This window comes from Streptomyces sp. NBC_01012, assembly GCF_045162755.1.
GTDB lineage: Bacteria > Actinomycetota > Actinomycetes > Streptomycetales > Streptomycetaceae > Streptomyces.
Genome location: NZ_CP108688.1, coordinates 7,221,183 through 7,233,870, shown reverse-complemented (window position 1 = coordinate 7,233,870; position 12,688 = coordinate 7,221,183). Strand labels below are relative to the sequence as shown.

Annotated in this window: 11 protein-coding genes; 6 read left to right on the top strand and 5 right to left on the bottom strand. The window is 71.7% G+C overall.

Going from position 1 to position 12,688, the window contains the following annotated elements:
• Nucleotides 1-86 precede the first annotated feature (86 nt).
• The 3 genes from OG623_RS32265 to OG623_RS32255 form a co-directional block, all read right to left on the bottom strand.
• Nucleotides 87-1,604 (bottom strand): FUSC family protein, encoded by a 1,518-nt coding sequence (locus OG623_RS32265; RefSeq protein ID WP_406151134.1) that lies wholly within the window; start codon nt 1,602-1,604, stop codon nt 87-89.
• 418 nt (nt 1,605-2,022) lie between these two features.
• Nucleotides 2,023-2,493 carry a hypothetical protein gene (locus OG623_RS32260; protein WP_406151133.1) on the bottom strand — a complete coding sequence of 157 codons (471 nt, stop codon included), beginning with the start codon at nt 2,491-2,493 and terminating at the stop codon, nt 2,023-2,025.
• Between the two features lie 72 nt (nt 2,494-2,565).
• A complete protein-coding gene (locus tag OG623_RS32255) occupies nt 2,566-3,186 on the bottom strand; it encodes a TetR family transcriptional regulator (protein ID WP_406151132.1) in 621 nt (206 codons plus the stop codon).
• A gap of 139 nt (nt 3,187-3,325) precedes the next feature.
• Between OG623_RS32255 and OG623_RS32250 the strand changes: the two genes are divergently transcribed.
• The 6 genes from OG623_RS32250 (at nt 3,326) to OG623_RS32225 (ending at nt 10,489) form a co-directional block, all read left to right on the top strand.
• Nucleotides 3,326-4,093 (top strand): SDR family NAD(P)-dependent oxidoreductase, encoded by a 768-nt coding sequence (locus tag OG623_RS32250; RefSeq protein WP_406151131.1) that lies wholly within the window; start codon nt 3,326-3,328, stop codon nt 4,091-4,093.
• A gap of 132 nt (nt 4,094-4,225) precedes the next feature.
• The gene (locus tag OG623_RS32245; protein ID WP_406151130.1) at nt 4,226-6,076 is read left to right on the top strand and encodes a flavin-containing monooxygenase; all 1,851 of its coding nucleotides are present in this window, start codon (nt 4,226-4,228) and stop codon (nt 6,074-6,076) included.
• Between the two features lie 5 nt (nt 6,077-6,081).
• On the top strand, nt 6,082-7,824 hold the full coding sequence (locus OG623_RS32240; protein WP_406151129.1) for a hypothetical protein: 1,743 nt from the start codon (nt 6,082-6,084) through the stop codon (nt 7,822-7,824).
• Nucleotides 7,825-7,867: 43 nt separating this feature from the next.
• Nucleotides 7,868-8,347: an Lrp/AsnC family transcriptional regulator gene (locus OG623_RS32235; RefSeq protein ID WP_406151128.1), complete on the top strand. Its 480-nt coding sequence runs from the start codon at nt 7,868-7,870 to the stop codon at nt 8,345-8,347.
• 24 nt (nt 8,348-8,371) lie between these two features.
• The gene (locus tag OG623_RS32230; protein ID WP_406151127.1) at nt 8,372-9,061 is read left to right on the top strand and encodes an HAD family hydrolase; all 690 of its coding nucleotides are present in this window, start codon (nt 8,372-8,374) and stop codon (nt 9,059-9,061) included.
• A 252-nt stretch (nt 9,062-9,313) separates the two neighbouring features.
• Complete coding sequence (locus OG623_RS32225; RefSeq protein WP_406152097.1) at nt 9,314-10,489, top strand: serine/threonine-protein kinase; 1,176 nt, start codon at nt 9,314-9,316, stop codon at nt 10,487-10,489.
• A gap of 9 nt (nt 10,490-10,498) precedes the next feature.
• Here the strand turns inward: OG623_RS32225 and OG623_RS32220 are convergent, their stop codons facing one another.
• Together OG623_RS32220 and OG623_RS32215 are read right to left on the bottom strand one after the other, a co-directional pair.
• Nucleotides 10,499-11,491: an aldo/keto reductase gene (locus tag OG623_RS32220; RefSeq protein WP_406151126.1), complete on the bottom strand. Its 993-nt coding sequence runs from the start codon at nt 11,489-11,491 to the stop codon at nt 10,499-10,501.
• Nucleotides 11,492-11,546: 55 nt separating this feature from the next.
• Complete coding sequence (locus OG623_RS32215) at nt 11,547-12,464, bottom strand: family 16 glycosylhydrolase (protein WP_406151125.1); 918 nt, start codon at nt 12,462-12,464, stop codon at nt 11,547-11,549.
• Nucleotides 12,465-12,688: the final 224 nt, after the last annotated feature.

The window sequence follows — 12,688 nt, the reverse complement described above, 5'->3', positions numbered from 1 at the left end:
CTCTTCACGTCCGTCACGATCTTCCCGTCCGACGGTAGCAGGCGGCGTTTTTTGGTCCAGACCAATTCAACCCGTTCGTAGGGGCGTCAGGCGCCGATCAACGGAGCGCGCGGGGAGCTGTGCAGAGGCGCGGCGAGATCCGCGAGCGCCCGCTCCAGGGTGTGCAGATGCGCCAGCGCGGGCTCGGCGGCGCCCTCGGGCCGCATACCGCCGGCGGTGGCCGTCGCGGCACGGCTGCGTGCCCGTACCGGCGCCGTCAACGCCTCGACGGAGGCCTCCACACGCCAGCAGGCGGCGGCCAGACGGGCGTCGTGGGACGCCTCGGGGTCCGCAGCGACGGACGCCAGGCCCCGCACCTCCCGGGCGCAGACGTCGAGCAGCGCGAGCACCCGCCCTGCTCGCGCCTTGCGCGCCCGGAGCGGACTGAGCGGATGGACGAGCGGGCCGAGCGTCAGCCGCACCCGCCCGAGGATCGCCTCCAGTTCGGCGACGCGCCGGTGCGGGTCGGCGCCCTCGCTCCCGGCGAGCCGGGCGGCGGCCTCCGCCGTGCAGGTGTGCACGCACCGCAGCGCGCGCTCCACCCACGCCTCGGTCACCGCGTGCGTGGTCACCGGAAGCACGAACAGCACCGCCAGTACGGCGCCGAGCGCCCCGACGGCCGTCTCGGTCACCCGCAGCACGAGCAGATGCGCGTCCAGCACGCCGAGAAGTCCGTAGAGCATGCTCGCCATCACGGTCACGGCCAGCATCATCCAGGTGTAGGAGACGGCAGCGGTGTAGAAGATCCCGAACACGCTGACGGCCACGACCACGGCGGCCACCACCGGCTCATGGTGCAGCGGTACGGCCACGGCGAAGCCGAGACCGATCCCGAGCACCGTCCCCAGCAACCGTCTGAACCCGCGCACCACGGTCTCGCCCCGCGAGGTCGTGGCCACGAACACCCACCAGGTGGCGCCGACCGCCCAGTACCAGCGCTGGTCGGAGAGCACCTGCCCCGCCGCGAGCGCGAAGCCGGCCCCGGCCGTCGCCTGTACGGCCTGCCGCGTCGTGATCCGTCCGAGCCCCGAAGCCCCGGCGGGGAGGGCGGGTGCCACGGGTGCCCCGAGCCGCCGCTCGTAGCACCACAGCCCGAACCGGACGACCGACGAGGCGACGAGCGACAGCAGCACGGCCGCGTACAGCTCGGGCAGCCCGCCGGGCTCCGTGTGCAGGAACTGCGCGGAGAAGTAGGCCATGAAGCCGAACACGCCCAGCGAGTGCCCACGCGGCCCCCACCGCCGCGCGTACACCCCGGCCCCCACGACGGCGAGGAAGGCCAGGTCACGGGCGACGGGCATAGCGTGCAGCACGGCGGCGAGGGTGAGCACCGGGAGACCGACGACAGGGAGCAGCGCGGTCGTGACCGCCTGCCCGCGCACTGTCGGATCGGCCACCGTGAACAGGGCGAGCAGCGCGGCCAGGCCACCGGCGACAGCCGCCGCCAGCGAGTGCCCGACCGCTCCGCACAGCGCGACGGCGAGCCCGATGCCGAGCACGGCCCGGGAGGCGAACCGCAACCGCAGCCGCCCCGGATCCGGTGCGACGAACGCCCTCTTCAGCAAGTCGCCCTGCCCCTTTCACCCATCGACCGGCGCGAGGACCGGCGCAGACACGAGAAAGGCGCCACAGAGATCCCGGAGGGACCCGCAGCGCCGTTGACGGAACCATCTCAGCATCTGAGGGCTGCTGGTTCAACCGAGGCCGCCTGCACTGGGCCAATGGCCCAGCCTAGAGCCGTTCCGATCGGCACAGCAGTGCCATACGGCCAGTCACCCAGGGCCATGTGTCCGACCCGGGGCGACAGTGGTTCGACGGCGGGTGGTGAGGTCCGCGTCCGTGATCCGGCGGCCGCCGGGCGCGGTCTCAGTCCGCCAGTCGCCGGGCATGCTCCGTGGGCCAGGCGGCGGCGATGACGATGAGCCTCCCGGCCCGAGCCGTCCAGGCCCGCCGGAAAGGCAAGGATCACGCCACCCGCCGGCGTCAATGTCCGTAGCGGCTACGGCACAGCTCGACGATCTCGGCGGACGCGACGCCCTGGCCGCGCGCGCAGACGGTGCGCATGTCGTACGTCTGCTGCGGCTCGGCCCGGTGCGGTGTGTCGGCGCCGGACGGCGGCTCGGGGCGGGCGGGGGCCGCGCCCTGCGGCTGGTCCCGCGCCTCGCGGCGGGCCGGTGGCGGGGCCGCGTCCGCAGGTGCCGGTGTACGCGCCGCCTCCTCGCTCTTCCCCTTCTTGTTCTTGCCGCTCTCGCGCTCCCGCTCTTCATCCGCCTTCCCGAGGGCGTCATGGACGGCCGAGGGCGCGGTGGGCGCCGTGGACGACTGCGCGGCGGGGGCGTTCGCGGACCGGGCGGAAGCGGAGGGCACGGGCCGATCCGCCTCGGCCGGGACGGAGACACAGCCGGCCGCGCCGAGCAGGGCGACAAGCACGAGGGAGATGGGCCGCAGGTTCATGCCCTGGTCAACGACGGGCCGCGCGAGCGGACACGTCCAGGACCCTCACTCAGCGCGACACGGGGCCGTCCTTCAGTCGGGCAGACCGGACCTGGCGATGTCCAGGGCGCGCTGGATGGTGCGGGACAGCGAGGCGGGCCGCGGGTCCTCGCTCCATGCCCACTGCTCGACGGCGATACGGAGCGCGCCGTTCAGCAGGGTCGCCCGCACGCGTGGTTCGAGGTCGTCAGGCCCCTGGCCCGTACGCCCGGCGATGACCTCGGCGAAGGGCCGCTCCGCGTCGTGGTGGACCTGGAGCCATACCGCGCGCAGCCCGGGCTCCGTGCGCGTGAGCCCGACCAGGTCGCGCAGCGCGTCCGCGTCGGCCGAGTCGTCCTGCGGTGAGGACGGTGCCCCCGTGACTGTCTCCGCCAGCGGCCGGTCGCACGGCCACGACCTCATGAGCGCGGTGACGAAGTCGAGGGCGTAGCTCAGCAGTGGGCGTACGCACTCCTCCTTCGACGAGGTGTAGCGCCACAGGGTGCGCTGCGAGATCCCCGCCGCAGCGGCGATCTCCTCGGCGGTGGTGGCGGCCACACCCCGGTCGGCGAAGAGGCGTACGGCCTCGCGGGCGATCTCCAGCCGGGTGGCGGCCTTACGGCGCTCGGTCAGCGGTGGGCGCCCCAGGCGGGTTCCGGCGTGCGCGGTATCCACGATTTTCGGCCACCTTCCCTCCGGCTGCGCCCATCGTAGCGAGATTCTTTCTGGCGCGGTTCGCCATTTTGGCACTCTCCGCCAATAAAGATACCGTGCCCCCTGACACCGAACACACCCTCGACACGAGGAGCACCACGTGAGCGCCATCAGCAACACACCCGGCCGCAGCGTCATCGTCACCGGCGCCGGTTCCGGCATCGGGCGGGCGACCGCCCTGCTGTTCGCGAAGGAGGGGGCCCGCATCGTGATCGCCGACGTCGACGACGCGTCCGCGCGTGCCGTCGCCGGGGAGGTGGAGCGGGCCGGCGGGACCGCGGTGACCGTGATCGGGGACCTGCGGGACCAGGCCGTCGTCGACCGGGTCGCCGCGACGGCGGCGGCGGAGTTCGGAGGCGTGGACGTCCTGGTCAACAACGCCGGAGTCATGGACAGCATGTCGGCCGCCGCCGAAACCCGTGACGACGAGTGGGAGCGCGTCATCGGCATCAACCTCACCGCGCCGTTCCGCCTCGCACGAGCCGTACTGCCGCACATGCTCGCCGCGGGACGGGGCGCCGTCGTGTTCACCGCGTCCGAGGCGTCCCTGCGGGGCAGCGCGGCGGGTGCCGCGTACACGGCGTCCAAGCACGGCATCGCCGGCCTGACCAAGTCCCTGGCGGTCATGTACCGCGACAAGGGCATCCGCTCCAACGCCATCGCACCCGGCGGCACCCTCACCAACATCCGGGTCGACGCCGACCGGGGCGCACACGGACCGGCCGCCCTCGCCCCCTACATGGGCAACGTCGGCTCGCCCGCGCAGGCGGAGGAGCAGGCGGCGGCGATCCACTTCCTGGCGTCCGACGCGGCGAGCAACATCAACGGGGCGATCCTCCCCGTCGACAACGGCTGGTCAGCGGTCTGACCAGCCCGGGACGGACCGTCAGTTTCGGGCCACCCCCGCCCCCTTGGCCGAGATATGCATCTACCACATGATATGTATCATGCACTTCGAGTGCCGGCCGGCCCCTGAACCGCCAAGAGGAACGAGACACGTATGCCTTCCCCCCACGCCTCACCCACGCCCACCGGCCCCGATGCGCGGGAGCTCGGCTTCGACCCGCAGGAGCTCGGCTTCGACCCGGAGGAACTGCGCCGCAAGTACCGTGCCGAACGCGACCGGCGTATCCGGCCCGACGGCAGCGCCCAGTACCGGCGCGCCACCGGTGAGTTCGGCTACTACGACGCCGACCCGCACGCCGACCCGCACTTCACCCGGGAACCCCTGCTGGACCGGGTCGACGCGGTGATAGTCGGCGGCGGATTCGGCGGTCTCCTCGCCGCCGCGCGGCTGCGCCAGGCGGGCCTCGGATCGATCCGGGTGATCGAGAAGGGCGGGGACTTCGGCGGCACCTGGTACTGGAACCGCTATCCCGGCATCCACTGCGACATCGACGCCTACACCTATATGCCGCTGCTGGAGGAGGTCGGCTACATCCCGAAGTGGAAGTACGCGCCGGGCGAGGAGATCCGCGAGCACTCGCAGGCCATCGCCCGGCACTTCGATCTCTACCGGGACGCCTGCTTCCAGACCGAGGCCACCGAACTGCGCTGGGACGACGGGGCGTCGGAGTGGACGGTCGGCACGGACCGCGGGGACCGCATCAGGGCTCGTTACGTGGTGGTGTCCAGCGGGACGCTCAGCCAGGCGAAGCTGCCCGGCATCCCGGGCATCGAGACGTTCGAGGGCCACACCTTCCACACCAGCCGCTGGGACTACGCGTACACCGGTGGTGACCAGAACGGCGGCCTGACGGGACTCGCCGACAAGCGCGTGGCACTCATCGGCACCGGCGCCACGGCCATCCAGGTCGTCCCGCACCTCGGAGCGGACGCACGCCAGGTGTACGTGTTCCAGCGCACGCCCTCCTCGGTCGACGTCCGCGCCAACCGGCCCACCGACCCGGAGTGGGCCGAGTCGCTCGAGCCCGGCTGGCAGCGGCGGCGCATGGAGAACTTCCTGGAGGTCGTCACCGGCCAGGCGGCCGACGAGGACCTGGTGGACGACGCCTGGACCAGCACGGCCCGGCTCCAGGAGAAGCTGATCCCCACCGACGCGCACGCGGACGTGCCGGAGGAGGAGCGTGAACGGGCGTACGAGATCGCCGACTTCCAGAAGATGAACGAGATCCGTGCCCGGGTGGACGCCGTCGTCCAGGACCGCGAGACCGCGGAGAAGCTCAAGCCCTGGTACCGCTACATGTGCAAGCGGCCCACGTTCAGCGACCACTATCTGCAGACCTTCAACCGTCCCAACGTCACGCTGGTCGACACCGCGGACAGCCACGGCGTCGAGCGCATCACCCCGGACTCCGTGGTGGTCGGCGGGATCGAGTACGAGGTCGACTGCATCATCTTCGCCACCGGGTTCCAGGTGGGCATCTCCGGTGTGATGTCAGGGAAGCTCCCGGTGTACGGGCGGGACGGTGTCGCCCTGCTGGACTCCTGGGCGGAGGGGCCGAAGACGCTGCACGGGTTCTACAGCAACGGCTTCCCGAACTTCTTCCAGCTCGGCCCGCTGCAGAACGCCAGCTCCGTCAACTACGTCCACATCCTCGACGAGCAGGCCACGCATGTCGCCGAGGTCGTCGCCGAGTCGCACAAGCGCGAGGCCAGGCGCGTGGAACCCACGGTCGAGGCGCAGGAGGAGTGGGTGGCGACGATCCGCCGCAAGGCCCCGAACCTGCACGCCTTCCAGGCGGAGTGCACCCCCGGCTACTACAACAACGAGGGCAAGCCGCGGGCGCGCAGCGAATCCTTCGGTGACGGTCCTGTCGCCTTCCACGAGCTGCTCAAGAACTGGCGCGAGGGCGACGGCATGGACGACGTACTGGTCGAGGCGGAGTGATGCACGTGCGCGAGACGGACGAGCCGGCAGCGGCGTATCCCAGCAGGTTCGACGGGGCCCGGCCACGGGCCGGCCATCCGGCGGCCGAGCGGCTCAACCCGGCCAATCCGCTGTGGGGTTCCAACGGCATCGCGTTCGGCCCCGACGGGCGGCTGTACGTCGCCGAGTTCCTCGGTGGCCGGATCAGCGCGGTCGATCTGGCAGGGGGCGATCTCGATGTCGTCGTACCGTCGGGCGGGCCTGTCCAGTCACCGGACGACCTGGCCTTCGGGGCGGACGGCTCGATGTACATCGCCGACCTGGTCCCGGGCCGCGTCTGGCGGCGCAGTCCGCAGGGCGAGTACTCCCTGGTGTGCGACGAGGTGAAGAACCCCAACGGCATCACCTGCGTGGGCGACCGGCTGTTCGTCAACGAGATGAAGCCCGACGGCCGTCTGCTGGAGCTCTTCCCCGACGGAGGTGAGCCGGCCGTGCTCACCGAGGGGCTCGCCATGGGCAACGCGATGCAGCGCGGGCCCGACGGGTGTCTCTACTACCCGCACATGATGAGCGGGCAGGTCTGGCGCATCCCACCGGACGGCGGTGAGCCCGAGATGGTCGCGGACCAGGTGCACCTGCCGGTCGCGGTGCGCTTCGACCGGGGCGGCGTCCTTCACGTCCTGTCCCTCGGGCCCGAGGGCAGGGTGACCCGCATCGACCTGCACGGGACCGGGTCGAGGACGCTGATCACCAGTGGGGTGGAGGGCCTCGACAACGCGGCGTTCGACGCGGAGAACCGGATGTTCGTCTCCAGCTACGCGAGCGGTGGCATCACCGAGATGCGGCCCGACGGGCGGACCCGGACGATCGTGCCGCGCGGTTTCGACGGTCCCTACGGCGTCACGGTCGGCCCGAGCGGCACGGTGTACGCGGCCGACCACTACCGGGTGGCGGGTCCACCGGCCACCCCTGAAGCCACGCCGACAGACAGGGCCGCCAGGGCTGACGGGACCGGCAGGGCCGACGGGGCGGAGAGCGTCGTCGGCCCTGCCGGGAACGGGAGGGCGGACGACGCCGGTGAGCCTGCCCGTCATGTCCTGGCGCCGTTCGTCCACGGCATCGCGGCTGACGGCGGGGTCCTGCATCTGACCTCGCAGTTCGGCGATGTCAGGACCTACGACCCCGAGGACGGTTCGATGCGTACCCGGGTGAGCGGACTGAGCCGGCCCATGGGTATCACGGTGGGCCCGGCGGGCTCGCTCGTCGTCGCCGAGACGGACGGCGGCAGGGTGCTGGCCGTCGACGCGGACGACGAGGTCACCGTGCTGGCGGAGGGGCTCGGCCGTCCGGTCGACGTGGCCTTCGACACGGCGGGACGGTGTCACGTCAGCGACGAGCGGACGGGTGCCGTGCTGCGGCTCGGGCAGGACGGGGCGGCGACCGTCGTCGCCGACGGCCTCGATGCGCCGCAGGGGCTGACGATCCTGGGCGACACGCTCTACACGGTGGAGACCGGGCGCCACAGGGTGCGCGCGGTCTCCCTGACGACGGGGGCGAGCTGGACGGAGGCCGACGATCTGCCGGTCGGCCCGTCCCCGGGCGCCGCGCCCGCCCCGCCGGGGGCGGAACCCGCGCTGTTCGCCAACGGTCTGCCGGGCCTCGCCCGCCGCTTCGCCGGGATCGCCGCCGCACCGGACGGTTCGCTCGTCCTGTCGGCCGACGGCGAGGGGACCCTGCTGCGGCTGACTCCGTCCGAGCATGAGGTCTAGAGTCGAGCGACCGATCACCGATCATGGAGGAGAGCTGCCGGACATGGCGGTGGACGCCCTCGACACCCGCATCCTCCGGCTGCTCATCGAGCAGCCGCGCACCAGCGTGCGCGAGTACGCGCGCATCCTCGGTGTGGCACGTGGCACGCTCCAGGCCCGGATGGACCGCCTGGAGCGGGACGGCGTGATCACGGGCACGGGCCCAGCGCTCTCCCCCGCGGCCCTCGGCCACCCGGTGCTCGCCTTCGTCCACCTGGAGGTCACCCAGGGGCATCTGGACGAGGTGGGTGACGCGCTCGCCGCCGTCCCCGAGATCATCGAGGCGTTCTCGACGACCGGGGGCGGCGATCTCCTGACCCGCGTGGTGGCCCGTGACAACGGACATCTGGAGGACCTGATCCAGCGGCTGATCCAGCTGCCCGGCGTCGTCAGGACCCGGACCGAGGTGGCCCTGCGCCAGCGTGTCGCTCACCGGGTCCTGCCGCTGGTCGAGGCGGTGGGGCGGGCGACGGACCCCGGCTGATCACCGTCGGGCATGCTGGAGGCCATGAAGACCCCGCGCCTCCCCGCTCCGCCCGTCCTCTTCGATCTCGACGGCACCCTCGTCGACAGCGAGCCGAACTACTACGAGGCGGGCCGCCGGCTCCTCGCCAGGTACGGGGTGCGGGACTTCAGCTGGGAGGACCACAGCCGCTTCATCGGGATCAGCACCCGTGAGACGCTCACCGCGCTGCGGGAGGAGCACGGGATCGACGCACCGGTCGACGAGCTGCTGGCCGGCAAGAACGCCCTGTACCTGGAGCTGGCCGGCACCTCCACCACCGCCTTCCCGGAGATGCGTGCCCTCGTCGGGCAGCTGCACGGGGCCGGGGCGCCGATGGCGGTGGCGTCGGGGTCGTCGAGGGCGGCCATCACGGCCACACTCGCGGTCACGGGCCTGGACGCGCACCTGCCCCTGTACGTGTCCGCCGATGAGGTGGCGCACGGCAAGCCGGAGCCCGACGTGTTCCTGGAGGCCGCCGCGCGGCTCGGCGTGGCGCCGGAATCGTGCGTGGTTCTCGAGGACGCGGCCCCCGGGATCCGGGCGGCACGGGCGGCGGGAATGCGCTGCGTGGCTGTTCCCGACCATCGGGCGCCCGCGGACGGGACGGTGTTCGGGGAGGCGGACCTGCTGTTCCCCGGCGGGCAGGAGGAGTTCACCGCCGCTGCTCTGCTCGACTGGCTCGCCCGTGAGTGAGAAGTGGATGAGAACAGGCCGGTCCTGACCATCGATTGGCCGGATTCCGTGTCCGGGGCTCGGGCCGGGCGACCGGAGCTCCGGGGGACGGATATCCTGATCACGCCGCGCACCCCCACGCACCGTACCGAGGCGATGAGCCCGATGAGGTCGCCGCCGCGGCAGTCGGAGCGGGCCAAAATTCGAGATTGGTGTGCACAGGTGCTGGTTGCTGGACGGTACCGGCTGATATCCCCCATCGGCCGTGGTGGTATGGGCGAGGTGTGGCGCGCCACGGACGAAGTCCTGGGGCGGGCCGTGGCGGTGAAGCTGCTGCTGGGCGACCAGGCCGATGCCTCGTCGACCGCGCGCTTCCGCCTGGAGGCGCAGACGGCCGCGCGTCTGAGCCATCCTCATCTGGTGGCCGTGTTCGACTTCGGGTCCTGGGAGGACCGCTTCTTCCTGGTGATGGAGCTGGTCGAGGGACAGAGCCTCGGGGATCTGCTGGAGGCCCAGGAGTCGGTCCACCCTGAGCAGGTCGCGCGTATCGCCGGCCAGGCCGCCGCGGGTCTGGCCGCGGCTCACCGGCAGGGCATCGTCCACCGGGACATCAAGCCCGGCAACCTGATGCTGGACGCCGACGGGTCGGTGAAGATCGGGGACTTCGGCATCGCCCAGTTCGTGGACGACCCGTCGACGGCGCTGACCACGGCCGGCCATATCGTCGGTACGAGTCTGTATCTGGCTCCTGAGCGGGCCCTCGGGCGGACGGCCGACTCCGCGTCGGACATGTACTCGCTGGGCTGCGTCGTCTACCAACTGCTGGTCGGGCAGCCGCCGTTCCGCTCGGACACGGCGACCGCGACGCTCTACCAGCACGTGGACACGCCTCCGGTGCCGGTCAGACAGCGAGGGGTGGACGTCTCCCCCGCCTTCGATTCGTATCTGCTGGGCCTGCTGGCCAAGCAGCCCGAGGACCGGCCGAGCGCCCAGCAGGTCTCCGACTGGTTCCGTACGGATGCCTGGCGGGGGCGGCCCGAGCCGCTGCCGCAGCACACAGCCGGCGCGCGGCCCGCGGCTGCGCGGTCCGCCGCCCCGTCCGCTCCCGCACCGGCCCCCGGCGCCCCGGCTGTCCAGGGCGCGTCGACGTACCGGCTGCCGCAGGCCACCGGCCGCAGAAGGGCCACTCCGGCGCCCCGGGCCTCCAGGTCGGCGACGAAATCGGCCACGACGCGCCGGATCAGCACGAGTGAGGCCATCCGTCGCCGTCCGCGCGTGGCGAGCGCCGTGGCCGGAACGGTCGCCTTCCTGGCGGCGGTGTATCTGGGCACGATCCTCTTCGCGCCGGACACCGGGGCGGCGGACACCCCGGATCCCGGCACCACCCCGACAGCGGGGCTCGATTCGCCCGCGCCCGCCGGTCAGGACGGGGACGGCGGGGACGAGTGAGCCGCGGGCTCACCAGCGCGGGTGGACCTCCGCGCGGATCCGTCGGTCGTACAGGTCGCGCACCGCGTCGAGGGTGCTCTGCGGGAGCGGCGGGAGAGCGGCGGCCGACGCGTTGGCGCGTGCCTGCTCCACCGACCGTGCACCGGGGATGACGCTGGTGACCCCGGGCTGCTGGATGATCCAGCGCAGCGCGGTCTGCGCCGGGGTGGCGCCTTCGGGAGCGAGCTCGGAGAATTCGGCGGCGGCGGCCACACCGGTCGCGTAGTCGATACCGGAGAAGGTCTCGCCCTGGTCGAAGGCCTCGCCGTGGCGGTTGTACGTGCGGTGGTCGTCGGGGGCGAAGACGGTGTCGGCGGTGTACCTGCCGGAGAGCAGCCCCGAGGCGAGCGGGACGCGCGCGATGATGCCGACCCCGGCGGCCACGGCGGCGGGGAGGACCTCGTCGAGTGGCTTGAGGCGGAAGGGGTTGAGGATGATCTGGACGCTCGCGACGCCGGGCCTGGCGATGGCCGTGAGCGCCTCGGCGCACGTCTCCACGCTCACCGCGTACGCGGCGATCCGCTGCTCGGCGACGAGCGTGTCCAGGGCGTCGTACACGGCGTCGGAGGAGTAGACGGCCGTGGGCGGGCAGTGCAGCTGGACGAGATCGAGGGTGTCGACGCCCAGGTTGGTGCGTGAACGGTCGTTCCAGCTGCGGAAGTTGTCCAGGACGTAGTTCGCGGGGAGCTGCTCGGCGCGCCTGCCCATCTTGGTGGCGACGAAGATGTCCGCATCCGGGCGGTCCTTCACATAGCGGCCGATGAGCTGCTCGCTGCGGCCGTCGCCGTAGACGTCGGCGGTGTCGAAGAAGGTGACCCCCGACTCGACCGCGGCATCGAGGACGCCGAAGGCGTCGGCCTCGCGCACCTCGCCCCAGTCCCCGCCGAGCTGCCAGGTGCCCTGTCCTACGACCGATACGTCACGGCCGGTCCTGCCGAGTGTTCGCTGCTCCATGCAGATCATGCTACGTCGGCACACCGGCCGGCGGCAGCGGGTGCCCGCCGGCCGGTGTCCACGCTCAGTCGCCGGTGGTCACCCGGACGTAGTCGACGACGAGTTCCTGCGGGAACTGCGTGCTGTCGTCGGGGTTGCCCGGCCAGTCGCCTCCGACGGCGAGGTTGAGGATGAGGAAGAAGGGCTTGTCGAACACCCAGTCGTTGCCGTTGACGTCCGCGGGCGTCCTCTCCTGGTAGACGACGCCGTCGACGGACCAGCTGATGGAGTCGGGGGCCCAGTCCACGGCGAAGGTGTGGAAGTCGTCGGCGAAGTCGGCTCCGTCGGGGAGGTTGTAGCCGGCGCCGATGCCGCCCGCGCCGGAGTAGCCGGGGCCGTGCAGGGTGCCGTGGACGGTGCCGGGCTCGAAGCCGACGTTCTCCATGATGTCGATCTCACCGCTGTTGGGCCAGCCGACGTCACCGATGTCGGCGCCCAGCATCCAGAAGGCGGGCCATATGCCCTGGCCGCGCGGGATCTTCATCCTGCTCTCGACGTGGCCGTACGTCGAGGTGAACTTGCCCGAGGTGTTGAGACGGGACGAGGTGTACTCGCAGGTCCCGTACCAGCACTGGTAGTTGGCGGGGTTCTCCTTGCGGGCGGTGATGACGAGGTTGCCGTTGCCGTCGAGTGCGGCGTTGTCGGTGCCCGCCGTGTAGTACTGCCCTTCGTGGTTGTCGACGTTGTCGCCGGTCTCCGTCAGCCACTTGGCGCTGTCGACGGCGGAACCAGCGGGTCCGTCGAAGTCGTCGGAGAACGCCACGGCCTGCGCCGAGGCGGCAGCCGTGGAGGAGGTACCCGTGTGCGCCTCGGGTGCGGCCGACGCGCCGGCGGGCAGCGCGGTCATCACCACGGAACAGCACAACAGGGAGAGAGCGGCGTACAGGGTGGTGCGGCGCCTCTTCGAGAGACGGCGTACGCGGTGGGGGGAAGGCACAGTCATCACTTCATTTCAGGTGGGGGGATGACAGTCATGCACATGACAGATGCGCCGAGAGATGAACGCGTGAGGCGTGTACCCCGGACGTATCTTTCAACACTTGATTTAAGGCAGTGCCCGCAGGTCCGTCAAGGATCTGGTCCAGACCGGACGGGTACGGGCACACGTCATGGCCTGTTCACACAGGACCCGGCACGACTGCCGCCGTGCGACGTGCGGCCGATGAC

Coding starts and splice junctions, on each gene's coding strand:
- OG623_RS32220 (WP_406151126.1), bottom strand. CDS start 11,491: ATGATCTGCATGGAGCAGCGAACACTCGGCAGGACCGGCCGTGACGTA.
- OG623_RS32225 (WP_406152097.1), top strand. CDS start 9,314: ATGGGCGAGGTGTGGCGCGCCACGGACGAAGTCCTGGGGCGGGCCGTG.
- OG623_RS32215 (WP_406151125.1), bottom strand. CDS start 12,464: ATGACTGTGCCTTCCCCCCACCGCGTACGCCGTCTCTCGAAGAGGCGC.
- OG623_RS32235 (WP_406151128.1), top strand. CDS start 7,868: ATGGCGGTGGACGCCCTCGACACCCGCATCCTCCGGCTGCTCATCGAG.
- OG623_RS32230 (WP_406151127.1), top strand. CDS start 8,372: ATGAAGACCCCGCGCCTCCCCGCTCCGCCCGTCCTCTTCGATCTCGAC.
- OG623_RS32245 (WP_406151130.1), top strand. CDS start 4,226: ATGCCTTCCCCCCACGCCTCACCCACGCCCACCGGCCCCGATGCGCGG.
- OG623_RS32260 (WP_406151133.1), bottom strand. CDS start 2,493: ATGAACCTGCGGCCCATCTCCCTCGTGCTTGTCGCCCTGCTCGGCGCG.